Source organism: Delftia sp. Cs1-4, from assembly GCF_000214395.1.
In the GTDB taxonomy this organism is placed as follows: Bacteria; Pseudomonadota; Gammaproteobacteria; order Burkholderiales; family Burkholderiaceae_C; genus Comamonas; species Comamonas acidovorans.
The window spans coordinates 2,494,407-2,516,373 of sequence record NC_015563.1; the positions used below are offsets into that span (position 1 = coordinate 2,494,407).

The 21,967-nt window shown below is 64.3% G+C and carries 27 protein-coding genes; 13 read left to right on the forward strand and 14 right to left on the reverse strand.

Features of this window, described 5'->3' with window-relative positions; translation table 11 throughout:
• Positions 1-22 precede the first annotated feature (22 nt).
• Genes ssuD through DELCS14_RS10955 form a run of 4 tightly spaced genes read left to right on the forward strand, consistent with a single transcriptional unit; the run spans position 23 to position 3,312 of the window.
• The gene (ssuD, locus tag DELCS14_RS10940; protein ID WP_012206437.1) at positions 23-1,183 is read left to right on the forward strand and encodes an FMNH2-dependent alkanesulfonate monooxygenase; all 1,161 of its coding nucleotides are present in this window, start codon (positions 23-25) and stop codon (positions 1,181-1,183) included.
• An 11-nt stretch (positions 1,184-1,194) separates the two neighbouring features.
• On the forward strand, positions 1,195-2,046 hold the full coding sequence (gene ssuC / locus DELCS14_RS10945; protein WP_013801663.1) for an aliphatic sulfonate ABC transporter permease SsuC: 852 nt from the start codon (positions 1,195-1,197) through the stop codon (positions 2,044-2,046).
• A 15-nt stretch (positions 2,047-2,061) separates the two neighbouring features.
• A complete protein-coding gene (locus DELCS14_RS10950; protein ID WP_012206435.1) occupies positions 2,062-3,042 on the forward strand; it encodes an ATP-binding cassette domain-containing protein in 981 nt (326 codons plus the stop codon).
• Positions 3,043-3,096: 54 nt separating this feature from the next.
• Positions 3,097-3,312: a molybdopterin-binding protein gene (locus tag DELCS14_RS10955; protein ID WP_012206434.1), complete on the forward strand. Its 216-nt coding sequence runs from the start codon at positions 3,097-3,099 to the stop codon at positions 3,310-3,312.
• 41 nt (positions 3,313-3,353) lie between these two features.
• Here DELCS14_RS10955 and DELCS14_RS10960 read toward each other — a convergent pair whose 3' ends face one another.
• From DELCS14_RS10960 to DELCS14_RS10975, 4 genes are read right to left on the reverse strand one after another with little or no spacing between them, the layout of a single operon-like run.
• Positions 3,354-3,833 (reverse strand): DUF2269 domain-containing protein, encoded by a 480-nt coding sequence (locus tag DELCS14_RS10960; RefSeq protein WP_012206433.1) that lies wholly within the window; start codon positions 3,831-3,833, stop codon positions 3,354-3,356.
• Positions 3,830-4,234: a DoxX-like family protein gene (locus tag DELCS14_RS10965; protein ID WP_013801664.1), complete on the reverse strand. Its 405-nt coding sequence runs from the start codon at positions 4,232-4,234 to the stop codon at positions 3,830-3,832. Before DELCS14_RS10965 ends, DELCS14_RS10960 begins: the two co-directional genes overlap by 4 nt.
• A complete protein-coding gene (locus DELCS14_RS10970) occupies positions 4,227-5,096 on the reverse strand; it encodes an NAD-dependent epimerase/dehydratase family protein (RefSeq protein ID WP_013801665.1) in 870 nt (289 codons plus the stop codon). Before DELCS14_RS10970 ends, DELCS14_RS10965 begins: the two co-directional genes overlap by 8 nt.
• Before the next feature lie 32 nt (positions 5,097-5,128).
• Positions 5,129-5,689 (reverse strand): MarR family transcriptional regulator, encoded by a 561-nt coding sequence (locus DELCS14_RS10975; RefSeq protein WP_013801666.1) that lies wholly within the window; start codon positions 5,687-5,689, stop codon positions 5,129-5,131.
• Between the two features lie 187 nt (positions 5,690-5,876).
• Here DELCS14_RS10975 and DELCS14_RS10980 point away from each other — a divergent pair, with 187 nt between their 5' ends.
• Entirely contained in the window at positions 5,877-6,194 is a 318-nt protein-coding gene (locus tag DELCS14_RS10980; RefSeq protein WP_013801667.1) for a hypothetical protein, read from the forward strand.
• Between the two features lie 76 nt (positions 6,195-6,270).
• Complete coding sequence (gene rlmD, locus DELCS14_RS10985; RefSeq protein WP_013801668.1) at positions 6,271-7,743, forward strand: 23S rRNA (uracil(1939)-C(5))-methyltransferase RlmD; 1,473 nt, start codon at positions 6,271-6,273, stop codon at positions 7,741-7,743.
• A 101-nt stretch (positions 7,744-7,844) separates the two neighbouring features.
• On the opposite strand, the gene DELCS14_RS10990 is transcribed toward rlmD, so the two are convergent.
• On the reverse strand, positions 7,845-8,204 hold the full coding sequence (locus DELCS14_RS10990; RefSeq protein ID WP_198820203.1) for a hypothetical protein: 360 nt from the start codon (positions 8,202-8,204) through the stop codon (positions 7,845-7,847).
• Positions 8,205-8,339: 135 nt separating this feature from the next.
• Positions 8,340-9,032 (reverse strand): Bax inhibitor-1/YccA family protein, encoded by a 693-nt coding sequence (locus DELCS14_RS10995; RefSeq protein ID WP_012206426.1) that lies wholly within the window; start codon positions 9,030-9,032, stop codon positions 8,340-8,342.
• A 190-nt stretch (positions 9,033-9,222) separates the two neighbouring features.
• On the opposite strand from DELCS14_RS10995, the gene DELCS14_RS11000 reads away from it, so the two are divergent.
• Entirely contained in the window at positions 9,223-9,630 is a 408-nt protein-coding gene (locus DELCS14_RS11000) for a heme-binding protein (protein ID WP_013801670.1), read from the forward strand.
• Between the two features lie 260 nt (positions 9,631-9,890).
• Here the strand turns inward: DELCS14_RS11000 and DELCS14_RS11005 are convergent, their stop codons facing one another.
• From DELCS14_RS11005 to DELCS14_RS11040, 8 genes are all read right to left on the reverse strand, one after another.
• Positions 9,891-10,112, reverse strand: a complete 222-nt coding sequence (locus tag DELCS14_RS11005; protein WP_012206424.1) for a hemin uptake protein HemP — start codon at positions 10,110-10,112, stop codon at positions 9,891-9,893.
• Between the two features lie 200 nt (positions 10,113-10,312).
• Positions 10,313-10,726 carry a biopolymer transporter ExbD gene (locus DELCS14_RS11010; protein ID WP_013801671.1) on the reverse strand — a complete coding sequence of 138 codons (414 nt, stop codon included), beginning with the start codon at positions 10,724-10,726 and terminating at the stop codon, positions 10,313-10,315.
• A gap of 3 nt (positions 10,727-10,729) precedes the next feature.
• Positions 10,730-11,452 carry a MotA/TolQ/ExbB proton channel family protein gene (locus DELCS14_RS11015; RefSeq protein WP_012206422.1) on the reverse strand — a complete coding sequence of 241 codons (723 nt, stop codon included), beginning with the start codon at positions 11,450-11,452 and terminating at the stop codon, positions 10,730-10,732.
• A gap of 15 nt (positions 11,453-11,467) precedes the next feature.
• Positions 11,468-12,169: an energy transducer TonB gene (locus DELCS14_RS11020; protein WP_013801672.1), complete on the reverse strand. Its 702-nt coding sequence runs from the start codon at positions 12,167-12,169 to the stop codon at positions 11,468-11,470.
• A gap of 101 nt (positions 12,170-12,270) precedes the next feature.
• On the reverse strand, positions 12,271-12,543 hold the full coding sequence (locus DELCS14_RS11025) for a (2Fe-2S)-binding protein (RefSeq protein ID WP_012206420.1): 273 nt from the start codon (positions 12,541-12,543) through the stop codon (positions 12,271-12,273).
• A 106-nt stretch (positions 12,544-12,649) separates the two neighbouring features.
• A complete protein-coding gene (locus tag DELCS14_RS11030) occupies positions 12,650-13,777 on the reverse strand; it encodes an alpha-hydroxy acid oxidase (RefSeq protein ID WP_013801673.1) in 1,128 nt (375 codons plus the stop codon).
• 117 nt (positions 13,778-13,894) lie between these two features.
• A complete protein-coding gene (locus tag DELCS14_RS11035; protein WP_012206418.1) occupies positions 13,895-14,194 on the reverse strand; it encodes an SWIB/MDM2 domain-containing protein in 300 nt (99 codons plus the stop codon).
• A gap of 216 nt (positions 14,195-14,410) precedes the next feature.
• A complete protein-coding gene (locus DELCS14_RS11040; protein ID WP_013801674.1) occupies positions 14,411-15,361 on the reverse strand; it encodes a DMT family transporter in 951 nt (316 codons plus the stop codon).
• A gap of 362 nt (positions 15,362-15,723) precedes the next feature.
• Here DELCS14_RS11040 and aceA point away from each other — a divergent pair, with 362 nt between their 5' ends.
• The 6 genes from aceA (at position 15,724) to pheS (ending at position 21,949) form a co-directional block, all read left to right on the forward strand.
• Positions 15,724-17,055: an isocitrate lyase gene (aceA, locus tag DELCS14_RS11045; RefSeq protein ID WP_013801675.1), complete on the forward strand. Its 1,332-nt coding sequence runs from the start codon at positions 15,724-15,726 to the stop codon at positions 17,053-17,055.
• Between the two features lie 308 nt (positions 17,056-17,363).
• Positions 17,364-19,295 (forward strand): threonine--tRNA ligase, encoded by a 1,932-nt coding sequence (thrS, locus tag DELCS14_RS11050; RefSeq protein ID WP_013801676.1) that lies wholly within the window; start codon positions 17,364-17,366, stop codon positions 19,293-19,295.
• 80 nt (positions 19,296-19,375) lie between these two features.
• Positions 19,376-19,993, forward strand: a complete 618-nt coding sequence (gene infC, locus DELCS14_RS11055) for a translation initiation factor IF-3 (protein ID WP_012206414.1) — start codon at positions 19,376-19,378, stop codon at positions 19,991-19,993.
• Positions 19,994-20,196: 203 nt separating this feature from the next.
• Positions 20,197-20,400, forward strand: a complete 204-nt coding sequence (gene rpmI, locus DELCS14_RS11060; RefSeq protein WP_012206413.1) for a 50S ribosomal protein L35 — start codon at positions 20,197-20,199, stop codon at positions 20,398-20,400.
• 26 nt (positions 20,401-20,426) lie between these two features.
• Positions 20,427-20,786, forward strand: coding sequence for a 50S ribosomal protein L20 (gene rplT / locus DELCS14_RS11065; RefSeq protein WP_012206412.1), 360 nt, complete (start codon positions 20,427-20,429; stop codon positions 20,784-20,786).
• Positions 20,787-20,896: 110 nt separating this feature from the next.
• Positions 20,897-21,949: a phenylalanine--tRNA ligase subunit alpha gene (pheS, locus tag DELCS14_RS11070; protein WP_012206411.1), complete on the forward strand. Its 1,053-nt coding sequence runs from the start codon at positions 20,897-20,899 to the stop codon at positions 21,947-21,949.
• Positions 21,950-21,967 lie beyond the last annotated feature (18 nt).

A 21,967-nucleotide genomic window follows, 5' to 3' on the forward strand; every position in this document is an offset into this window, starting at 1 on the left:
CGTCCCCTGACTGGAGCAGCGCATGCAGGTTTTCTGGTTCATTCCCACCCACGGCGACAGCCGCTACCTCGGCACGGCCGAGGGCGCCCGCCCGCTCAGCCACGACTATGTCAAGCAGGTCGCCATCGCGGCCGACAGCCTGGGCTACGAGGGCGTGCTGATTCCCACGGGCCGCTCCTGCGAGGACCCCTGGGTCGTCGCCTCCAGCCTGATTCCGGTCACCAGGCGCCTGAAGTTCCTGGTCGCCGTGCGGCCCGGCCTGCACCAGCCCAGCCTGGCGGCGCGCATGGCGGCCTCGTTCGACCGCCTGTCGGGCGGGCGGCTGCTGATCAACCTGGTCACGGGCGGCGACCGCGCCGAGCTGGAGGGCGACGGCGTCTTCCTCGACCATGCGCAGCGTTACGAGCAATCGGCCGAGTTCATCCGCATCTGGCGTGAGATCCTTGAGCGCAGCCATGAGGGCGGCACGCTCGACTACGAAGGTGAACACCTCTCGGTCAAGGGCGCCAAGCTGTTGTTCCCGCCGCTGCAAAAGCCGTATCCGCCCGTGTACTTCGGCGGTTCGTCCGAGGCCGCGCACGACCTGGCCGCCGAGCAGGTCGATGCCTACCTGACCTGGGGCGAGCCCCCGGCCGAGGTGGCCAAAAAGATTGCCGATGTGCGCGAGAAGGCGGCTCGCCATGGCCGCAGCGTGAAGTTCGGCATCCGCCTGCACGTCATCGTGCGCGAGACCGAGGACGAGGCCTGGGCCGATGCCGATCGCCTGATCAGCCGCCTCAAGGACGAGACCGTGGTCCAGGCCCAGGCCGCCTTCGCGCGCATGGACTCGGAAGGCCAGCGCCGCATGGCCGCCCTGCATGCCGGCGGCAGCCGCCGCACGCGGGCCGAGCTGGAGATCAGCCCCAACCTCTGGGCCGGCGTGGGCCTGGTGCGCGGCGGCGCGGGCACGGCCCTGGTGGGCGATGCGCAGACCGTGGCCGACCGCATCAAGGAGTACGCGGACCTGGGCATAGACACCTTCGTGCTGTCCGGCTATCCGCACCTGGAAGAGGCCTACCGCTTTGCCGAACTGGTCTTCCCGCTGCTGCCGCTGTCCGTGCGCGACAGGCTGGCTGGCGGCGTGGGCGGGCCGCTGGGCGAGACCGTTGCCAACCTGTACTCGCCGCGCGCGTCGCAAAGCTGAGGGAGTCACGCATGTCCGATGCACGTACCGTTACTGCGCTGCCGGCCTCCTCGGCCCCCCCGGCCGGCGATGCCTGGTCGCCGCTGCTGCGCTTTGCGGCCGGCGTGGGCCGCCGCCTGGTGCCCTGGCTGGTGCCGCTGGCGCTGATCGCCGTCTGGCAGGCCGCCTCGGCCTTCGGCTGGCTGTCCACGCGGGTGCTGCCCGCTCCGCTGGATGTGCTGCGCGCCGCGCAGGCGCTGGCCGAGTCGGGAGAGCTGCTCAAGCATGTGCAGGTGAGCGCGGGCCGCGCGCTGGGTGGCCTGGCCATCGGCGGCGGGCTGGGCCTGGCGCTGGGCCTGCTCACGGGTTCGCTGCGCTGGGCGGAGACGCTGCTGGACTCCACCATCCAGATGGTGCGCAACATCCCCGCGCTGGCGCTGATTCCGCTGGTCATCCTGTGGTTCGGCATCGACGAGAGCGCCAAGCTGTTCCTGATCAGCGTCTCGGTGTTCTTTCCCATCTACCTGAACACCTTCCACGGCATACGCAATGTGGACCCCGCGCTGATCGAGATGGGGCGCAGCTACGGCCTCACGCGCTGGCAGCTGTACCGCGAGGTCATCCTGCCGGGCGCGCTGTCCTCCATCCTCGTCGGCCTGCGTTTTTCGCTGGGCCTGATGTGGGTGATCCTCATCGTGGCCGAGACCATTTCGGCGCAGTCGGGCATCGGCTACCTGACCATGAACGCCCGCGAGTTCCTGCAGACCGACGTGGTGCTGGTCGGCATCCTGCTGTACGCCCTGCTGGGCAAGCTGGCCGACTGGTTTGCGCGTGCGCTGGAGCACTGGTGGCTGCGCTGGCATCCGGGCTACCAGCCCAAGTGACACAAGGAGCACGACATGAGCCGATGGAACCGCATGAAGACCACGCTGGCACAGGCCGTGGAGCTGAACACCACCGCGCCGGCGATGGCCTGGGAGGCCTCGTTCGATGCCGATGGCCTGGACGTCAGCGACCGCCTGGCCCAGAACGACGATGCGCCGCAGTCCGCATCCCCCCAATCCGCACCGCGCCGTGGCGTGCGCCTGCAGGCCGGCGGGCTGACCAAGCGCTACGGCCAGCGCGAGGTGCTGCACGAAGTGCAGCTGCAGGTGGAGCCTGGCGAATTCGTCGCCATCGTGGGCCGCAGCGGCTGCGGCAAGAGCACCTTGCTGCGCCTGGTCGCAGGCCTGGAGCAGGCCACGGCCGGCACCCTGCTGCTGGACGGCGAGCCCGCCCGCGCCGTGCAGGGCGCGCAGGGCGGCACGCGCATCATGTTCCAGGACGCGCGCCTGCTGCCCTGGCGGCGCGTGCTGGCCAATGTGACGCTGGGCCTGCCCGCCTCGGCCCAGGAACGTGGCCGCGAAGTGCTGGCCCAGGTCGGCCTGGCCGATCGCGAGGGCGAATGGCCGGCGCGCCTGTCCGGGGGCCAGCGCCAGCGCGTGGCCCTGGCGCGTGCCCTGGTGCACCGCCCGCAACTGCTGCTGCTGGACGAGCCGCTGGGCGCGCTCGATGCGCTCACCCGCATAGAGATGCACCGCCTGATCGAAGGCCTGTGGCAGCGCCACGGCTTCACGGCGCTGCTGGTCACGCATGACGTGCAGGAGGCCGTGGCCCTGGCCGACCGCGTGGTGCTGATCGAGGACGGCCGCATAGCGCTGGACGAACGCATCGCCCTGCCACGGCCGCGCGTGCACGGCAGCGTGGCGCTGGCGGCCATCGAGCAACGCATTCTCGACCGCGTGCTGCAAAAGCCCGCCGCCGAGCCCGAAGCCAATCCGCTGACCGACACCACGGCCTGGCCCGGCGTACCGGCCCATGGCCTGCGCTGGGCGGTCTGACTTTCCGTTTCCCCCAACCTTCCTTTGATTCCTTTTGATCCCCAGGAGAAAAACATGTCCATTCAAGCCATCAACGTGCGCAACCAGTTCAAGGGCCAGGTGCGCGAAATCATCCGTGGCGACGTTGTCTCCGAAGTCGATGTGCAAACGCCCTGGGGCGTGGTCACCTCGGTGATCACCACGCGCTCGGTGGACGAGCTGGGCCTGGTCGTGGGCTCCGATGTGGTGGCCCTGGTCAAGTCCACCGAAGTGTCCATTGCCAAGCTCTGAGGCCAAGCTCTGAGGCCAGGCACTGAAGGCACTGCCGATGCTCAACCGCCCCAGAGCATCGGCTTGTTGACCATGAGGTAGTAGGTCACGGCCATGGCAATGAAGGCCGGGTAGCCCAGCGCCTCCCAGCGCCGGGCGTAGACGGCATACAGCGCGGGCAGGGCGGCCTGCGCTGCGTGCGCGCCGCGCGCCATGGCGGCCATGCGCACCTGCAGCCAGACCACGGGCAGCCAGCAGGCGCCGGCCAGCAGGTACAGGCCCAGCGACAGTGCCAGCCACGGCGTGGTCAACGGCCAGCCTGCCATGTGGGCCAGGGCAATGCCGCTCACAGGCTGTATGACCACGCAGGGCGTGGTGAACCACCAGTCCGCACGCACCACCAGGCGGCTGACCACGGCCTGGGCAGCGACGCTGCCGCTGCGGTTGGCGAAGAACATGTAGAAGGCCGAGCCCAGGCCGGTGCCGACCAGCAGCACGCTGGACGCGATATGCAGCGTCTTGAGCAACAGGTAGAGATTCATGCGGACTCCTTCGGGGTGACAGGCGCCGACATCAGGTGCAGCAGCATGGCGGCGATCGGCAGGTTCTTGAGCAGCGGCCCCAGCGGGTGCAGCCACAGCGTCGGCTGCAGCGCCGTGGCCAGCACGGTCATGGCGGCCATCAGCAGCAAGGCCGCCAGATAGCTCTCCCGGCCGGGCCGCAGCCACAGCGCCAGGCCCACGGCCAGGTCGGCGAGCAGGCCGCTCCAGATCAGGAATGTCTGCCAGCGCGCATCGTGGATGCCGGCATCGGCCAGCACCTGCACGCTCAGGCCGCGGTGCTCGATGGCGCTGACCAGGGCCGTGCCCAGCCAGACGGCGATCAGGCTCAAGTGCATGGTGCGCTGTGAAGGGGGCACCTGGCGCAGGCGGTGTTCACCCATGGCGCAGCGTGGCCAGCAACTGGGCGGGAGCAATGCCGGGCCGGCCCAGCAGGGCTTGCAATCCGGCCGGATCGGTGACGTTGTCGCTGGCCAGCAGTGCCAATGTCTCGCTGCACCAGGGTGAGGCGCTGACCCAGTCGCCAGCGCGTGCGCTGGCGCGGGTGAGCCAGCCGGGCAGCGTGCCCACGCGGGCGGGGGCGCGGCCCATCTGCGCGCGCAGGCTGGCAATCAGTGCGGCCAGCGGCAAGGGCAGGGGGCCACCGATCTCGATCATGCCCACGGGCTCGGAGCGCGTCACCAGGCCGGCCACGGCCTCGGCCAGGTCGCGCACGGCCACCGGTTGCACGCGTGCCTGCAGCACGGGGCGCGGCAGCAGCAGCGCCGGCAGGCGCGCCATGGACAGGAACATCTCGCTGCTGGCCCCGCCGGCGCCGAACACCACGCTGGGGCGCACCACGCAGCCCTGCAGATGGCCGGCTGCCGTGAGTGCCAGCAGATGCTCGTCAGCGGCGCGCTTGGTAGTGGCGTAGCGCGTGGCACTGCCTTCTATGCCCAGGGCCGATATCTGCACCACGCGCCGCACGCCGGCCGCCGCGCAGGCATCGAACAGGGCGATGGGGGCCTGGGCGTGCATGGCATCGATGGGCCGGGAGGCGCTGTCGCGCAGCACGCCCACGGCATTGACCACGGCATCCACGCCCGCCAGGTGCGGCAGCCAGGCGTCGGGCGTGGTGGCCTTGGCGTAGTCGAGCGCAGGCAGGGAATGGCGGCTGCGCGCCACGGGATCATGGCCGGCCAGGGCCAGCAGGTTGACGATATGGCGGCCGATGAAGCCGTTGCCGCCGCAGACCAGAATGCGCATGGTGATCTCCAGTTTCTCTTGTGACGGAAATTTCAGGCTCGGCGTCCGCGCTTGGCGCGGGTGTCAGCGGCCTCGGAGCGCACGAAGCGCTGCACGCTGGCGCCCAGGCGCAGCAGCTTGTCCAGCGTGGAGGGCGACAGCCGCAGCATCTCGTCGGTCCAGATGCCCAGTGACTCCATGAGGCGCAGCGTCTCGTGCACGCGGTCCTGGGTGTCGGGGGATTCGTCGTCGAAGCCAGGCTCGGCGATCAGTTCGCGCAGCATCTCCGAGGTCGGGTCGAACTCGCGCTGCTTGCGCTCTCGCACGATGGTGCGCAGCAGCTCCCAGACATCGGAGGAGGTCTCGAAGTAGTCGCGGCGGTCGCCGGGCCTGCGGCTGGTGCGGATCAGCTCCCAGCCTTGCAGTTCCTTGAGGCTGTTGCTCACGTTGGAGCGAGCGGCGCCCAGCGTGTCGGCAATCTCTTCCGCGTTGAGCGGGCGGCCATGGAAAAACAGCAGGGCGTGGATCTGGGCGACCGTGCGGTTCACTCCCCAGGAGCTGCCCATGTCTCCCCAATGGTGGATGAAACGGTGTGCGATGGGACTCAGTTGCATGGCCTCAGTGTCTGCAGGCCTGAAATTTCTGTCAAGAGAGAAATTTGTGAAAGCTGAAAAATCAAAACCGGCTGCAGCGCGGAGGCGGCGCCTGGCGTGGCGCGGCATGTGCTGCTCCATAATGCTGGGCAGCCTGGCCTGCCACCCAGTACATACACAGGCGGGCCGCCGTTTTGAGGGGAACACCATGACTGCTGTGCAAAACCTGCGTGCCATCACCGTGCTGGCCGCCTGCGCGCTGGCGCAGGCCGCGTCTGCCGCCTGCTATTCCGTCTACACGCCCGAGCAGGAACTGATCTACCGCTCCAACCGCCCGCCGGTGGACCTGACCTTGCCGCTGCACCAGACCGTGGACAAGATCGAGCGCGGTGCCACCATGGTGTTCACGCTGGACGAATTCAACTGCATCACCGAAATCAACCTGCTGGCCGAACGCGAGCAACTGGCCCGGGCGCGCCAGGAGCGGCAGCGGGACCTGGGCCGCAGCAGCACTCCGCGGTCCTGAGAGGCAAAAGCGAGTTGGGGGCTTTTTTGGGGAGCCGCCAACAGGGCAAGGGGAGAGCCTGAGACAATCGTGCCCCATGAGTGAACCCCGCGACAACAAGATCCCCGACAACCTGCCCGAAGCCGACATCGACGCCCCTGCACTGCCCGAAGGCTGGCTGCAGGTGCTTTCCATGGATATGGACGCCCAGGGCGTGGCCCGCAAGAGCGATGGCAAGGTGGTATTCATCGACGGCGCCCTGCCGACCGAACTGGTCAGCGCCAACACCCATCGCAAGAAAAACAACTGGGAAGCCGCCAGCCTGACGGCCATCCACCGCGAATCTTCCCAGCGCGTGCGCCCCGGCTGCCCGAATTTCGGTCTGCACGCCGGTGCCTGCGGCGGCTGCAAGATGCAGCATCTGCACGTGGGCGCCCAGGTGGCCATCAAGCAGCGCGTGCTGGAAGACAATCTCTGGCATCTGGCCAAGGTCAAGCCCGAGACGCTGCTGCGCCCCATCGAAGGTCCGTCCTGGGCCTACCGTTTCCGCTCGCGCCTGTCGGTGCGCTATGTGGCCAAGAAGGGCAAGGTGCTGGTGGGCTTTCACGAGCGCAAGAGCCGCTACATCGCCGACATGGAGACCTGCAAGATCCTGCCGCCCCATGTGGACGCCATGCTGCTGCCCATGCGCGCGCTGATCGCCTCCATGGATGCGCGCGAAACCTGCCCGCAGATCGAGGTTGCCTGCGGCGACTCCGTCACGGCCCTGGTGCTGCGCCATCTGGAGCCGCTGTCCGAGGACGACCAGGCCCGGCTGCGCGCTTTCGCAGCCGAGCACAACGTGCAGTGGTGGCTGCAGCCCAAGGGCCCGGACACCGTGCACCTCATGGAGCAGGGAGGCGCCCAGCTCGACTATGGCCTGCCCGATTTCGGCATCACCATGCCGTTCAAGCCCACGGACTTCACCCAGGTCAATCCGCACATCAACCGCGTTCTGGTCACGCGCGCGCTGCGCCTGCTGGATGTCAAGAAGGATGAGCGCGTGATCGACTGGTTCTGCGGTCTGGGCAACTTCACCCTTCCCCTGGCCACGCAGGCGCGCGAGGTGTTGGGCATCGAAGGCAGCGATACCCTGGTCAAGCGCTCCCATGAAAACTACGCGGCCAACAACGCACAGCGCACAGAGGGCGACAAGCTCGCGCCCACGCGCTTTGTGGCGCGCAACCTGTTCGAGATGACGCCCGAGATGCTGTTCGCCGACGGCGTGGCCGGCAAGTGGCTGGTCGATCCGCCGCGCGAAGGCGCGTTTGCGCTGTCCAAGGCCCTGGCCGACATCCACCAGGCGCGCATCGGTGCCGAAGGCGCCGAGCCCCTGCCGGCAGGGCATGAGGCCTGGCGCTTTCCCGAGCGCATCGTCTATGTCAGCTGCAATCCCGCAACGCTGGCGCGCGATGCCGGCCTTCTGGTGCATCTGGCCGGCTATCGCTGTGTATCGGCAGGCGTGGTCAACATGTTCCCGCACACGGCCCACGTGGAGAGCATGGCGGTGTTCGAGCGCTGCGCAGACTGACGGCCTGGCTGCCCGTGCCATGAAAAAAGCCGTGGAGCCCTCGGGCGGCCACGGCTTTTTAACGGGCGGATCCAGATCTCAAATCCGGATCTCAAAAGGGGTCAGCTGCGATTGCGGCCTGAGGTCGGCTCGGCAGGCGCCTCGTCCTTGTCGCTGCGGCGGCGGTCGCTTTGGCCCAGGACCGAAGGCGTGCCCTCCATCTTGTTGGCGCGCATGTATTCGTCCATATCCTTCCAGCCTGCAAACACCAGGGCCTTGGACGATTTGGGGTTGAGCGTGTAGCAGTCCTCCAGCCCTCGCAGGGCATGGCGGCACGCCCCGCCGATGGCCTTGGCCTCGGCCTCCTTGGCGACGGTGCGGGGGTCCGGTCCCAGGCCCGGAATATCATCCAGCTTGCAGCCGGCGAGCAGCGTGGGCAGCAGCAGGATGGCGAAGGTGCGGGGAAGATTAGGCATGGTCATCTTGAGGAGATTATCGGCAGGCCTCGGAAGAAGTTGAGTCCGCTTTGCACAAATGATGATCCCGGACATGCAAAAGGCCTCCCGAAGGAGGCCTTTGGTGTGCAGCAGGGAAGGCGAAGCCTTCCGCGTGCGGCATCAGTCGCGTTCGCCGCCCATGATGCCCAGCAGGGCCAGCAGGCTCTGGAACACGTTGAACAGGTCCAGGTACAGAGCCAGCGTGGCACTGATGTAGTTGGTCTCGCCGCCGTCCATGATCTGCTTGAGGTCATAGAGCATGTAGGCGCTGAAGATGCCGATGGCCGCCACCGAGATCGCCATCATGCCGGCCGTGGAGCCGATGAAGACGTTGATGATGGAGCCCACGAACAGCACCAGCACGCCGACGAACAGGAACTTGCCCATGCCCGACAGGTCGCGCTTGATCACCGTGGCCAGCGAGGCCATGACCAGGAACACGCCGGCCGTGCCTGCAAAGGCGGTCATGATCAGCTCGGAGCCGTTCTTGAAGCCCAGGATCATGCCGATCATGCGCGACAGCATCAGGCCCATGAAGAACGTGAAGCCCAGTAGCACGGGGATGCCGGCTGCCGAGTGCTTTGTCTTCTCGATGGCGAACATGAAGCCGAAGGCGCCGCCCAGGAAGACGATGAGCCCCAACCCGCCGCTCAGCGAGCGCGTGATGCCCGTGGCCACGCCCAGCCAAGCGCCCAGCACGGTGGGGAGAAGACTCAGGGCCAGCAGCCAGTAGGTGTTGCGCAATACGCGATTGCGCTCTTGCTGCGAGACACCGTAGCCCGCAGAGCCCAGTGTGGTGACTTGATCATTCATGTGGCCAGTCCTCCGAAGGAGTGTTGTTGCGACTTGCCCATTCTAGGTGGCGGCTTGCGCGCGACTTGCAATACCCCGAGCCGCCGCCATGGTTTGGTTTCGAATGTTTTGTTCTGCGCATGCATTGTCAGTCCTCATACGATTGCTATGCTTATAGGACATTTGTGATGGAATGGATAATTGGAATCTTATGAAGACCAAGCATGAACTCGAACTGGCCGACGTGAAGGCCATTGCCGCCGCCGCAGAAGCCGAGGCGCTGAAGAACAAGTGGGCCGTGACCATTGCCATCGTCGATGACGGCGGCCACCTGCTGTGGCTGCAGCGCCTGGATGGCGCCGCCGCCGTGTCGGCCCACATCGCTCCGTCCAAGGCCCGCTCGGCGGCCCTGGGCCGCCGCGATACCAAGGGCTATGAAGACATGATCAACAACGGCCGCACGGCCTTCCTGAGCGCCCCCGCGCTGGACGGCCTGCTCGAAGGTGGCGTGGCCATCATGAAGGACGGCCAATGCCTGGGCGCCGTGGGCGTCAGCGGCGTCAAGGCCAGCGAGGATGCGCAGGTTGCCAGCGCCGGCATTGCTGCTCTGGGCCTGTAATAGCTCCTTGTGCACCCATGCTGCATGAATCGGTCCCTGGGGACTGATCCATGCAACCAAGAAAAAGCCCCTGTGCCGATGGACAGGGGCTTTTTCTTTGGTCAATCTGCGCTGCAGCGCGGGAAAAAATGCTTGGCTACGCAAAATCCGGAGATTTTGTTGGCTGGCTAATCGACCTCTGAGACTGGAAGTCCCAAGGTCGCCCCACGATGAAACGAAGAAGCCGCCGGTCGGGCATCCGACGACGGCCGGAATCTTGCTTATTTGGTCAGGATGAGCTTGCCCAGCTTGGTGGCCTGCAGGCGGTAGGGCGTGCCGTTGTGCACGATGGTCACAGCCTTTTGTCCATTGAGCAGCAAGGTGCTGTCGAGTCCGCTGGCGGCCCCGGTCAGGGCTGCAGATGCTGCGGCCTGCAGCGCTGCAAAGGCCTGGGCGTTGGAGTTGCCGGACAGATGCGAGGTGGCGGCGGAAGTGGCAGACATGCAGGGAATTCCTCAAAAATTGGAAAGTTTTGTGAATGATAACAATTCTCAATTGAAAATCAAGTGAGACTTACTCGCATTGTGGTTTCTGGGACCAGTCCTATCCCTGCGACCCGATGCACTGCCAACGCAAAGAGAATGAAAAACGGCCCCGAAGGGCCGTTGTCGTTGATCGCCAGGCAAGGAATGCCTGCCACGGCCTACTTGGCCGGGTCCGTCACGAAGCCGATCTTGCGCACGCCTGCACGCTGTGCGGCGGCCATGGCCTGGGCCACGCGCTCGTAGCGCACTTCCTTGTCGCCCTGGATATGCAGGTCAGGTTGCGGCTCCTTGGCCGCCTCGGCCTTGAGGTTCTCCTCGAACTGCGTATCGCTGACGGCAACGCCATTCCAGTGGTACTGGCCATCGGCGGAGACGGCCAGGCGCACGGTGGCGGGCTTGACGTCCTCGGGCTGGTTGGTGGCGCGGGGCAGGTCAACGTTCACCGAATGCTTCATCACCGGCACGGTGATGATGAAGATGATCAGGAGCACCAGCATGACGTCGACCAGCGGCGTCATGTTGATCTCGTTCATCACCTCTTCGCCGTCATCGTCCATTGTTCCGAATGCCATGGCTTACGCGCCTTTCTTCAGCGGCAGCACGTTGCCGGCTTCCTTGCCGTCGATGGACACGCGGGCGCCGGTCACGAAGTAGGCGTGCATGTCGTGGGCAAAGCTGTTGAGGGCGTTGAGGATGGACTTGTTGCCACGCACCACTGCGTTGTAGCCGAGCACGGCGGGAATCGCCACGGCCAGGCCCAGGGCGGTCATGATCAGCGCTTCACCGATGGGACCCGCGACCTTGTCGATCGAGGACTGGCCGGACAGGCCGATGGCGACCAGCGCGTGGTAGATGCCCCAGACGGTGCCGAACAGGCCGATGAAGGGAGCGGTCGAGCCCACGGAAGCCAGAATGGCCAGGCCCGATTGCAGGCGGGCGGTGAACTCGCTGATGCCGTTGCGCATGCAGCGGGTCACCCAGTCGCTGATGTCCAGCGTGTCATGCAGGTGGGCGCTGGTCTTGCGGTGGTGGGCGGTGGCTTCGCGGCCTTCCAGCACTAGGTAGCGGAAGGGGTTGGAGCGGTCATCGCCCAGCTTTTCCAGGCCGCTGGCCAGGTCGGGGCTGTGCCAGAAGTCCTGGGCGTTGCGCGCCAGCTTCTTGAACTTCACGATGTCCAGGGCCTTGATGATCATCACGAGCCAAGAGGCCACCGACATGGCCAGCAGGATGATGGCGACGGCACGGGTGACGAAGTCTCCCTGCGTCCAGACGTGGGCAATGCCGAATTGGGAATCCATGGATACTCCTGAGAATCAATTGAGGGTGAATTTGACCGGGACGGTGACCCACATGGGGGTTGGCGTGCCGTTGCTCTTGCCGGGGACGAATTTCCAGTTCTTGACGCCGTCCACGGCCTGCTGGTCCAGACGGTCGTAGCCGCTGGATTTGCTGACCTCGATCTTTTGAGGCAGGCCTTGCGCGTCCACGAAGATGCGCAGCGTGACCGTTCCCTGTTCCCCCATGCGCCTGCTGATGGCGGGGTAGTTGGGGGCCGGGTTGTTGAGGTAGGCCGCGTTGTTGGACGGCAATTCGATCTTGGGCGGAGCCGGTGGCGCCGGGGGAGCGGGAGGCGCTGGCGGCGCAGGAGGGGCGGGCGGTGCCGGCGGTGCTTCCACCACGGGCTTGGGCTCGTCGTCCAGCGTGCCGCGCGGCGCCGCAGGTGCAGGCTTGGGGTCGGCAATGGCCTTGGGCAGCGGCGGTGCCTTCTTCACGACCGGCTGCGGTTTGGGAGGTGGTGGCGGAGGAGGGGGCTTGGGTGCCTCGGGCTCGGGAGCGGGTGGCGAAATGAATTCCGCAATCACCTGGGCTGGCACGATGACCTCTTCGGGTGCGCGCTGGAGCAGTCCATGCTGCATCGCCCAAAGGGTTGCTGCATGCAAGACCACGACCGAACCCGCGATGGCCACGTTACGGCCAAGGCCCCCGGGGGGGCCAAAACGATCAGACTGGGACATAGAGACAGAAGGAGCGGTCAGCGTATGGGAGCCGGGTGCTGTCGCTCGGAAGACGGAGTATCAGCTGCGCAGAATCCACCAGGTGCATGTAACGACGAGGATCAGGCTGCCGACAAGTGCTGAGAGGAGGACCATGCTTTGCTCTCCAGAATGTTGTTGGCAAGCTGGACGGTCTGGGCCGCGACCTCGTTGTGGATGGCCGCCACGGGCTGGCTGGCGCAGCATTGCGCCACCACATCCCGGGCGCAGCTTTCGCAGCGGCCGCACTGCATGGCGATACCCAATTCGAACTGGATCTCGTCAAAGCTCATGCCCGCATGAGCGTGGCGTGCGATCTCACGGTCGGAAACCCGGCGGCATACACAGACGATCATGGCTACAGGCAGTAGTGGCTGGCTATTGATAGGATGAAAAATTATAAATGAGAATTCATCGCATTTGCAATTCTTGGTTGTCTGTAGGGCTGTAAGGCGCTCGGCTTTACTCGGTATCCAGTAGTTCCACAGTGGCCTGGGCAAGGGTGGCACACCCTGTCAGCGCCATGGCGATCTCCAGTTCATCGCGCAGCAACCTGAGCACATGGGCCACGCCGGCGGCGCCCGCATTAGCCAGCCCCCAGAGTACGGGGCGGCCTATCAGAACCGCCGTCGCACCGAGGGCGATCGCCTTGAGCACGTCTGTGCCGCGCCGTATGCCCCCGTCGGCCAGCAAGGGGAGCTCGTGGCCCGCGCCGCGCACGGCCCTGGCCACGCGGGCTAGGGCTGTTGCCGTGGCCGGTGCGGTGTCCAGCGTGCGCCCTCCATGGTTGGAGACGATGATGCCCGCGACTCCCAATCTCGCGGCCTGCAGCGCATCGGCCGGGTGGAGCACGCCCTTGAGCAGCAGCGGCAGCCGTGTCTGCTGCTGCAGCCAAGCGACGTCATCCCAGGTAGGGGCATGGTGCAGCAGGCCGTCGAACAGGGGGCTTTGGCCTGGTGCGAGTTGCATGGCTGCAAGTGGCGCCATCCCCTGCAGATTGACGGCAGACACTCCCGGCGGAAGACAAAAGCGCGCGCGGCGTTCACGGTCCCGCACACCGCTGGTGGGCGCGTCCACCGTCAGCACCAGCGCTTCGTAGCCTGCGGCCTCTGCGCGCTTGATCAGTTGCGTGGTGAAGCCACGGTCATGCTGCAGATAGAGTTGGAACCACAAAGGGCCATGGCCAGGCGTGAGCCGTGCTGCCTGTGCCACTGTCTCCAGCGGCAGGCTGGCCTGTGTGCTGAGCACCATGCCCGCGCCCAGCGCCGCTGCGGCATAGGCCGTTGCAAGCTCTGCGTCCTCATGGGCCATGCGCTGGAAGGCCATGGGGGCCACCAGCAGCGGGCAGGCCAGCTCCCTGCCCAGCAACTGCAGCCGGGTGTGACCGCCTGCAAGGGGGCGGAGCACGCGCGGCCACAGTGTGAGCGCGTCCCAGGCGCTGCGGTTGGCCGCAAGACTGCGCTCATCGGCCGCGCCTCCCGAGAAATAGGCCCAGGCGTTGTCGTCCATCCGCTGCCGCGCATGCGCCTCGTGGTCGGCCAGATTGATGATGCCGTCGGGAACGGCTTGCAGCGCGGGCACTTGACTCATGGCATTGGAATGTTGTCGGTGTGCAGCATCTTCGGCAAGAAGAGGAGATGGCATCCCGGAAAAAAGAAAAGCCGGCCCAGGGGCCGGCTTTCATCCGTCGTGGCGCAGGCCCGAGGATTACTTGACGTGCTTGCCGATCAGGCCAGCCATCTCGAACATCGAGACTTGGGGCTTGCCGAACACTTCCTTGAGCTTCGCGTCGGCGTTGATCATGCGCTTGTTGGCAGCGTCTTGCAGCTTGTTGGCCTTGATGTAGACCCACAGCTTGCTGATGATCTCGGTGCGGGGCAGGGGAGTGGAACCCACCACGGCAGCCAGAGCGGGGCTGGGGGTGAGGGGTTTCATGAAGGCGGCGTTGGGAGTGCGCTTCTTTGCGGGAGCTGCCGGAGCAGCCGTTGCCTTCTTTGCAGTTGCCATGTTGCTTGTTCCTAGTATGGAGTGGATTCTTTACCAGCGAAAAACCGTCGCTATCCACTGGCAGGCTGATGCTAATGGGAAAAAAACGCTCTTCCAAGCTTACCCGTCAAATTTTTGCCTCGATTTGTTGCTGTGGCGCTGTTTTTTGAGGAGTTTTTGCATTCTGGCTCGCTTTCGAGGGCCGCACTGGCAGGTTGGCCGTCGGCGGCAGCGTCTTCAGAGGGGGCTGGCACCGCTCGCGGAAGGGTGTTGTGCAAGGCGTTTTCTGCCCGGCCAGGTGGCCACGAGAATGCCCAGCAGGGCGATCGCAAAGGCCAGCGCCTGCATGGATGTGACCCGTTCGCCCAGTACGCACATGCCGACCACGGCAGCGCTGATCGGCAGCAGTACCGTAAAGGTGCCGGCCTGGGAGGCTGGCACATTGCGCAAGCCTGTCATCCACAACCACACGGTCCATACGCAGGCGGCAAGGGCGTAGAACAGCAGCAGACCCCAGATGCTCCATGCCACGCTGCCGAAGTCGAAGCGCCACGCCAGATACAGCCCGAAGGGCGTAGAGAGCGCGAATCCCCAGAGATTGACGATGGATGTGATGCGCTTGGGCCCCAGGGACGTGGTCAGGCGCTTGCCGATGACGGCGTAGAACGCCTCGCAAAGCACGGCGCCTACCAGCAGCATCTGCCCCAGCCACGCCTGCGGTGAGGCTGATGCTGCCGAGGCGGCGCCAGCGTCCGGGCGGGACAGTGCATACAGGCCGATGCCCGCCACGGCCAGCGCAATGGCCAGCCAGGTGCGCGCAGCCACGCGCTCGCGCAGAAACAGCCAGCTCATCAAGGCCACGGCGGCAGGGATGGCAGCCATGGTCACGCCGGCCGTGACGGCGCTCGTCAGGCTCACTCCAGTCACCATGCAGATGGTGAAGAGAAAGTTGCCGAACAGCGACTCAAGAAACAGCAGGCCCTGCGTGCGCCGAGATAGGGGTGCCTCCTCAGCCGGCTTGCGCAGCCAGCGCAGCATGGCGATGGCCCCGATGCCAAAGCGCAGCCAGGCCAACAGCAGCACCGGAAAGATGGCCGCCAGAGGCTTGGAGAGGGCGACATAGCTGCCGACCAGGGACATGCTCAGCGCCAGGCAGGCATAGGCAGATCTGCGATGGGAGGTGTTCACGGCAAGTGCAGGTTTGAGAGGCGGGAGCGCCGCCTGAACGCGCGATGGTACCTGTGAGCGCGTCCGGTGTGCGTGACATGTGCCTGTCGCGGACGCTTGCCATGCTGTGGTTACTTTTCATGGCATGGAATTCATGTTTTGCATTGTGAAATATTGAAATGCTGCAATGCGCCAATTTTTCTCAATACGAGAAATGTGATTTCATATTGAAAAATATGAAAATAACTCGTTGATTTATATGATGAAAAATTTAGTCTTGTATAAGACACAAGATGTTGATGAGGTCTTCTATAAGACTTAAATTTGATCCCAAGGCCGACGCAAGAAAGCCGCTTGTTTCAACCACCTCCCAGGAGAGCAACATGCCCCAATCCCTGACCCAGCAACTGAGCCGTGAACAGCAGATTTCCGCCCTTGAGAAAGACTGGGCGCAGAACCCCCGTTGGAAGGGCGTCAAGCGCGGCTACAGCGCCGCCGACGTGGTGCGCCTGCGCGGCAGCCTGCAGCCCGAGTACACGCTGGCCCAGCGTGGCGCGGAACTGCTCTGGGACAGGATCAACGGCGGTGCCAAGAAGGGCTACGTGAATGCCTTTGGCGCCATCTCCGCAGGCCAGGCCATGCAACAGGCCAAGGCTGGCCTGGAAGCGGTGTACCTGTCGGGCTGGCAGGTGGCGGCCGACGGCAACACCAGCGAAACCATGTACCCCGACCAGTCGCTGTACGCCTATGACTCGGTGCCCACCATGGTGCGCCGCATCAACAACACCTTCAAGCGTGCCGACGAAATCCAGTGGGGCCGTGGCATCAACCCCGGCGACAAGGAGTTCATCGACTACTTCCTGCCTATCGTCGCCGATGCGGAAGCCGGTTTTGGCGGCGTGCTCAACGCTTTCGAACTGATGAAGAACATGATTGCCGCTGGCGCAGCCGGCGTGCACTTCGAGGACCAACTGGCTGCCGTGAAGAAGTGCGGCCACATGGGTGGCAAGGTTCTGGTGCCCACCCAGGAAGCCGTCGAGAAGCTGATCTCCGCCCGCTTTGCCGCTGACGTGATGGGCGTGCCTACCATCGTGCTGGCCCGCACCGATGCTGAAGCCGCCAACCTGATCACCTCCGATCACGACGCCAACGACAAGCCGTTCCTGACCGGCGAGCGCACGCAGGAAGGCTTCTACCGTGTCCGCAATGGCATGGAGCAGTCCATCAGCCGCGGTGTGGCCTATGCGCCCTATGCCGACCTGGTGTGGTGCGAAACCGGCGTGCCCGACATCGGCTTTGCCCGCGAGTTCGCCCAGGCCGTGCATGCCGCCTGCCCAGGCAAGCTGCTGAGCTACAACTGCTCGCCTTCGTTCAACTGGAAGAAGAACCTCAACGACAGCCAGATCGCGTCTTTCCAGGAAGACCTGTCTGCTCTGGGCTACAAGTTCCAGTTCATCACGCTGGCCGGCATTCACATCAACTGGTTCAACACGTTCAAGTTTGCCCACGCCTACGCCAACGGCGAAGGCATGAAGCACTACGTGAACATGGTGCAGGAGCCCGAATTCGCAGCCCGCGAACAAGGCTACACCTTCGTGTCCCACCAGCAGGAAGTGGGTGCAGGCTACTTCGACGACGTGACCACGGTGATCCAGGGCGGCTCGTCCAGCGTGAAGGCGCTGACCGGCTCCACGGAAGAGGAGCAATTCCACTGAAGCGCGGCTTCGGTGAGTGCAACTTCAGGTAGATAGGGGTGAGAAAGCGTCCGGGGCCTTGTGCTTCGGGCGCTTTTTCTTTGCTGGGGTTAAAATGGCGGAAGTTTTCAATTGACAACAACTGACAAGGGCGAGAAAGGCATCATGGTTATGACACCGCGAACTACATCGGAGATGTACACCGGCCGCTAGCGGCTGGCGGTTCGCGCCTGCACGAGATTCACTCGACCCCAAGAAAGCGCGGACCTGGCTCCGCGCTTTTTGCTTTTGGGGGATGCGCGCCCCCTGAGAAATATTTTAGGAATCCCATGATCCACATTACGCTTCCCGATGGTTCGCAACGTGAGTACCCCGGCCCGGTCACCGTGGCCGAAGTGGCCGCATCCATAGGCACGGGCCTTGCCAAGGCTGCACTGGCTGGCAAGGTTGGCACGGGCGACGACGCCAAGGTGGTTGACACCAGCTTCGTCATCGACAAGGACATGCCCTTGTCCATCGTGACGGCCAAGGACGCCGATGGCCTGGAGGTGATCCGCCATTCCACGGCCCACTTGCTGGCCTATGCGGTCAAGGAACTGTTCCCGGAGGCCCAGGTCACCATCGGTCCCGTGATCGAGAACGGCTTCTACTACGACTTCTCGTACAAGCGCCCCTTCACGCCCGAGGACCTGGTTGCCATCGAAAAGCGCATGGCCGAACTGGCCGCCAAGGACGAGCCCGTGGTGCGCCGCGTGCTGCCGCGCGACGAGGCCGTTGCGTACTTCAAGGGCATCGGCGAGAACTACAAGGCCGAGATCATCGCCAGCATCCCCTCCAATGAGGATGTGAGCCTGTACCGCGAAGGCAGCTTCGAGGATCTGTGTCGCGGCCCGCACGTGCCCAGCACCGGCAAGCTCAAGTTCTTCAAGCTGATGAAGGTGGCTGGCGCCTACTGGCGTGGCGACCATCGCAACGAGATGCTGCAGCGCGTGTACGGCACGGCCTGGGCATCGAAGGACGACCTGCAGCAGTACCTGCACATGCTGGAGGAGGCTGAAAAGCGCGACCACCGCAAGCTGGGCCGCGAACTGGATCTGTTCCACATCGACGAGCATTCGCCGGGCACCGTGTTCTGGCACCCGAAGGGCTGGTCCCTGTGGCAAGAGGTTGAGCAGTACATGCGCCGCGTGTACCGCGACAACGGTTACCAGGAAGTCAAGGGTCCGCAGATCCTGGACAAGACCCTGTGGGAGAAGACGGGCCACTGGGACAAGTACCGCGAGAACATGTTCACGACCGAGTCGGAAAAGCGCGATTACGCGCTCAAGCCGATGAACTGCCCCGGCCACATCCTGATCTTCAAGCAGGGCATCAAGAGCTACCGTGACCTGCCGCTGCGCTACGGCGAATTCGGCCAGTGCCACCGCAACGAGCCCACGGGCGGCCTGCACGGCATCATGCGCGTGCGCGGCTTCACGCAGGATGACGGCCACGTCTTCTGTACCGAGGACCAGATCCAGCCCGAGGTGCTGGCCTTCACCACGCTGCTGCAAAAGGTCTACGCGGACTTCGGCTTCAGCGACATCATCTACAAGGTCGCCACGCGCCCCGAGGCGCGCATCGGCTCCGATGAAAGCTGGGACAAGGCAGAAGCTGCGCTGATCAACAGCCTGGAGGCTTCGGGCTGCGAGTACGTGATCTCGCCCGGCGATGGCGCGTTCTACGGCCCCAAGATCGAGTACACGCTCAAGGACGCCATCGGTCGCCAGTGGCAGTGCGGAACCATCCAGGTGGATTTCTCCATGCCCGAGCGCCTGGATGCGGAGTACGTGGGCGAGGATGGCGACCGCCATCGCCCCGTGATGCTGCACCGTGCCATCGTCGGCAGCCTGGAGCGTTTCATCGGCATTCTCATCGAGCAGCACGCTGGCGCCATGCCGACCTGGCTGGCTCCGGTGCAGGCCGCCGTGCTCAATATCACCGACGCGCAGGCGGACTATGTGCGGGAAGTCGCACAAAAGCTGCAAAAAGCATTTCCGAATCAAGGCCTTAGGGTGGCGACAGATCTGCGCAACGAAAAGATTACGTATAAAATACGGGAGCATTCGTTGCAAAAGCTGCCTTACATCCTTGTTGCTGGCGACAAGGAGAAGGCCGCTGGTGCAGTGGCAGTGCGCGCACGGGGCAACAAGGACCTCGGTGTGATGTCGGTCGATGCGTTCATTGAACTCGTGGCCAAGGACATCGCGGCGAAGGCCTGATGGAGCATCTCCAAAGGCGGTAGCCGCTTGCGTGTACTGCACACAAGCGGCTACGCTGTTGTAGCAACTTAAATCCAAGGGTGAGAACCATAGCTACTGAATTTCGTGATCGGCGCCACCGTGAAGAGCGCAAGCATCGTCTCAACCGTGAAATCATGGCGCCTGAAGTGCGTCTGTCCGGCCCGGAGAACGAGCCGCTGGGCATCGTGCCTCTGCAGGAAGCGCTGCGCATGGCGGGCGAACTGGACGTGGACCTGGTGGAAATCGCCGCCACTGCCACTCCGCCTGTCTGCCGGTTGATGGACTATGGCAAGTTCAAGTACCTTGAACAGAAGAAGGCTGCCGAAGCCAAGGCCAAGCAGACCGTCATCGAAATCAAGGAAGTGAAATTCCGCCCTGGTACCGACGACGGCGACTACAACATCAAGCTGCGCAACATCCGCCGTTTCCTGGCCGATGGTGACAAGTGCAAGATCACGCTGCGGTTCCGCGGCCGTGAAATCACGCACCAGCAGATTGGTCTGGATCTGCTGAACCGTCTGCGTGACGATCTGGCGGATTCCATCCAGGTGGAGCAGTTCCCCAAGCTGGAAGGCCGCCAGATGGTGATGATGATCGCCCCTGCGCGCAAGAAGCCCACAGCTGGCGGCAAGCCGGCAGAAGTTTCTGCTGCACCTGCGGTGGCTGATAAGGCATAATCGCGGTTTCGCCCTTCTTTGAGGGGCGACAGAATTTGCAGGCCGTGCGCGAGTTGATTGCGCGGGGCGTGCGATGCAAGGGACATGGTTTCCATGTCCCTTGTTCTTGCCGGCCTCCGGGCTGGCACAGAAGTGTCTCGGGGCCAGCAAGTGCGCGCAGTGTTGCGAGCCGCCTCACGAGCACAAACAACAGGAGCATTCAAATGCCCAAAATGAAGACCAAGAGCAGCGCGAAGAAGCGTTTTCGCGTTCGTCCCGGTGGCACCGTCAAGCGCGGTCAAGCCTTCAAGCGTCACATCTTGACCAAGAAGACCACCAAGAACAAGCGTCACCTGCGTGGTGCAGTGTCTGTGCATGAGACCAACATGGGCTCTATCGCACAAATGCTGCCGATGGCTGGCCTGTAATTCACTGACGAACAAGGAGAAAACACATGCCTCGCGTCAAACGTGGTGTAACGGCCCGCGCCCGTCACAAAAAAGTTCTGGCCCTTTCCAAGGGTTTCCGCGGCCGCCGCGGCAATGTCTTCCGCATCGCCAAGCAGGCGGTGATGAAGGCTGGGCAATATGCCTACCGTGACCGCCGTGCCAAGAAGCGCGTGTTCCGCCGTCTGTGGATCGCCCGTATCAACGCCGCTGCACGTGAACTGGGCCTGACCTACAGCCAGTTCGCCAACGGCCTGAAGAAGGCAGCCATCGAGATCGACCGCAAGATGCTGGCCGATATCGCGGTGCACGACAAGGCTGCGTTTAGCAGCATCGTTGATCAAGTCAAGGCCAAGCTGGCTGCTTGAGATAACGGTCTGCGGCCATCCTCGTGATGGTCTGCAGCGCAAACAGCAAGGGCTAGGGCTTGAAAAGGCTGCTAGCCCTTGTTTCTTTTCACAGTCGATAAAGAGTCGATATGAACGAGTTGGATTCTCTGGTCGAGAGCGCGCAGCAGCTGTTCGCGCAGGCACAAACCCCCGCTGATCTGGAAAACGCCAAGGCGCAGTTTCTGGGCAAGTCGGGCAAGGTGACCGAGCTCATGAAGGGCATGGCGCAGCTTTCCGTCGAAGAGAAGAAGTCGCGCGGAGCCGCCATCAACGTGGCCAAGCAAGGCATCGAGGCCGCGCTGACCGCGCGCCGCAAGGCCCTGGCCGATGCCGAACTGCAGGCCCACCTGAAGGCCGAGGTGCTGGATGTGACCTTGCCGGGCCGCCGCCGTGGCCAGGGCGGCCTGCACCCCGTGTCGCTGACGCTGGAGCGCATCGAGGGCATCTTCGGCTCCATGGGTTTCGATGTGGCCGAGGGCCCCGAGATCGAGTCCGACTGGTTCAACTTCACGGCGCTGAACACGCCGGAAGACCATCCTGCCCGTTCCATGCACGACACCTTCTACGTGGAAGGCGGCACGGAGCAGGCTCCCAATCTGCTGCGCACGCACACCAGCCCGATGCAGGTGCGCCACGCTGTGCAGCACGTCAAGAAATACCGCGAGCGACTGGACGCCGGCCAGGGCATGCCCGAGATCCGCGTGATCGCGCCGGGCCGCACCTACCGCGTGGACAGCGATGCCACGCACTCGCCCATGTTCCACCAGTGCGAAGGCCTGTGGATTGGCGAGAACGTCAGCTTCAAGGACCTGAAGGTGGTCTTCACCGACTTCTGCAAGACCTTCTTCGAGAGCGACGACCTGGTGCTGCGCTTCCGTCCCAGCTTCTTCCCCTTCACCGAGCCCAGCGCCGAGATCGACATCCAGTTCCAGAGCGGCCCGCTGGCCGGCCGCTGGCTGGAAGTGGCCGGCTCCGGCCAGGTGCACCCCAACGTGGTGCGCAACATGGGGCTGGACCCCGAAAAGTACATCGGCTTTGCCTTTGGCATGGGGCCTGACCGCCTGACCATGCTGCGCTATGGCGTCAACGATCTGCGACTGTTTTTTGACGGCGATATCCGCTTCCTGTCGCAATTCCGTTGATCCGGCTGCAAGCCTTCG

What these genes read in the sequence shown, in the direction of transcription:
- ssuD (WP_012206437.1), top strand. Translation starts at nt 23, where the DNA reads ATGCAGGTTTTCTGGTTCATTCCCACCCACGGCGACAGCCGCTACCTC.
- ssuC (WP_013801663.1), top strand. Translation starts at nt 1,195, where the DNA reads ATGTCCGATGCACGTACCGTTACTGCGCTGCCGGCCTCCTCGGCCCCC.
- DELCS14_RS10950 (WP_012206435.1), top strand. Translation starts at nt 2,062, where the DNA reads ATGAGCCGATGGAACCGCATGAAGACCACGCTGGCACAGGCCGTGGAG.
- DELCS14_RS10955 (WP_012206434.1), top strand. Translation starts at nt 3,097, where the DNA reads ATGTCCATTCAAGCCATCAACGTGCGCAACCAGTTCAAGGGCCAGGTG.
- DELCS14_RS10960 (WP_012206433.1), bottom strand. Translation starts at nt 3,833, where the DNA reads ATGAATCTCTACCTGTTGCTCAAGACGCTGCATATCGCGTCCAGCGTG.
- DELCS14_RS10965 (WP_013801664.1), bottom strand. Translation starts at nt 4,234, where the DNA reads ATGGGTGAACACCGCCTGCGCCAGGTGCCCCCTTCACAGCGCACCATG.
- DELCS14_RS10970 (WP_013801665.1), bottom strand. Translation starts at nt 5,096, where the DNA reads ATGCGCATTCTGGTCTGCGGCGGCAACGGCTTCATCGGCCGCCATATC.
- DELCS14_RS10975 (WP_013801666.1), bottom strand. Translation starts at nt 5,689, where the DNA reads ATGCAACTGAGTCCCATCGCACACCGTTTCATCCACCATTGGGGAGAC.
- DELCS14_RS10980 (WP_013801667.1), top strand. Translation starts at nt 5,877, where the DNA reads ATGACTGCTGTGCAAAACCTGCGTGCCATCACCGTGCTGGCCGCCTGC.
- rlmD (WP_013801668.1), top strand. Translation starts at nt 6,271, where the DNA reads ATGAGTGAACCCCGCGACAACAAGATCCCCGACAACCTGCCCGAAGCC.
- DELCS14_RS10990 (WP_198820203.1), bottom strand. Translation starts at nt 8,204, where the DNA reads ATGACCATGCCTAATCTTCCCCGCACCTTCGCCATCCTGCTGCTGCCC.
- DELCS14_RS10995 (WP_012206426.1), bottom strand. Translation starts at nt 9,032, where the DNA reads ATGAATGATCAAGTCACCACACTGGGCTCTGCGGGCTACGGTGTCTCG.
- DELCS14_RS11000 (WP_013801670.1), top strand. Translation starts at nt 9,223, where the DNA reads ATGAAGACCAAGCATGAACTCGAACTGGCCGACGTGAAGGCCATTGCC.
- DELCS14_RS11005 (WP_012206424.1), bottom strand. Translation starts at nt 10,112, where the DNA reads ATGTCTGCCACTTCCGCCGCCACCTCGCATCTGTCCGGCAACTCCAAC.
- DELCS14_RS11010 (WP_013801671.1), bottom strand. Translation starts at nt 10,726, where the DNA reads ATGGCATTCGGAACAATGGACGATGACGGCGAAGAGGTGATGAACGAG.
- DELCS14_RS11015 (WP_012206422.1), bottom strand. Translation starts at nt 11,452, where the DNA reads ATGGATTCCCAATTCGGCATTGCCCACGTCTGGACGCAGGGAGACTTC.
- DELCS14_RS11020 (WP_013801672.1), bottom strand. Translation starts at nt 12,169, where the DNA reads ATGTCCCAGTCTGATCGTTTTGGCCCCCCCGGGGGCCTTGGCCGTAAC.
- DELCS14_RS11025 (WP_012206420.1), bottom strand. Translation starts at nt 12,543, where the DNA reads ATGATCGTCTGTGTATGCCGCCGGGTTTCCGACCGTGAGATCGCACGC.
- DELCS14_RS11030 (WP_013801673.1), bottom strand. Translation starts at nt 13,777, where the DNA reads ATGAGTCAAGTGCCCGCGCTGCAAGCCGTTCCCGACGGCATCATCAAT.
- DELCS14_RS11035 (WP_012206418.1), bottom strand. Translation starts at nt 14,194, where the DNA reads ATGGCAACTGCAAAGAAGGCAACGGCTGCTCCGGCAGCTCCCGCAAAG.
- aceA (WP_013801675.1), top strand. Translation starts at nt 15,724, where the DNA reads ATGCCCCAATCCCTGACCCAGCAACTGAGCCGTGAACAGCAGATTTCC.
- thrS (WP_013801676.1), top strand. Translation starts at nt 17,364, where the DNA reads ATGATCCACATTACGCTTCCCGATGGTTCGCAACGTGAGTACCCCGGC.
- rpmI (WP_012206413.1), top strand. Translation starts at nt 20,197, where the DNA reads ATGCCCAAAATGAAGACCAAGAGCAGCGCGAAGAAGCGTTTTCGCGTT.
- rplT (WP_012206412.1), top strand. Translation starts at nt 20,427, where the DNA reads ATGCCTCGCGTCAAACGTGGTGTAACGGCCCGCGCCCGTCACAAAAAA.
- pheS (WP_012206411.1), top strand. Translation starts at nt 20,897, where the DNA reads ATGAACGAGTTGGATTCTCTGGTCGAGAGCGCGCAGCAGCTGTTCGCG.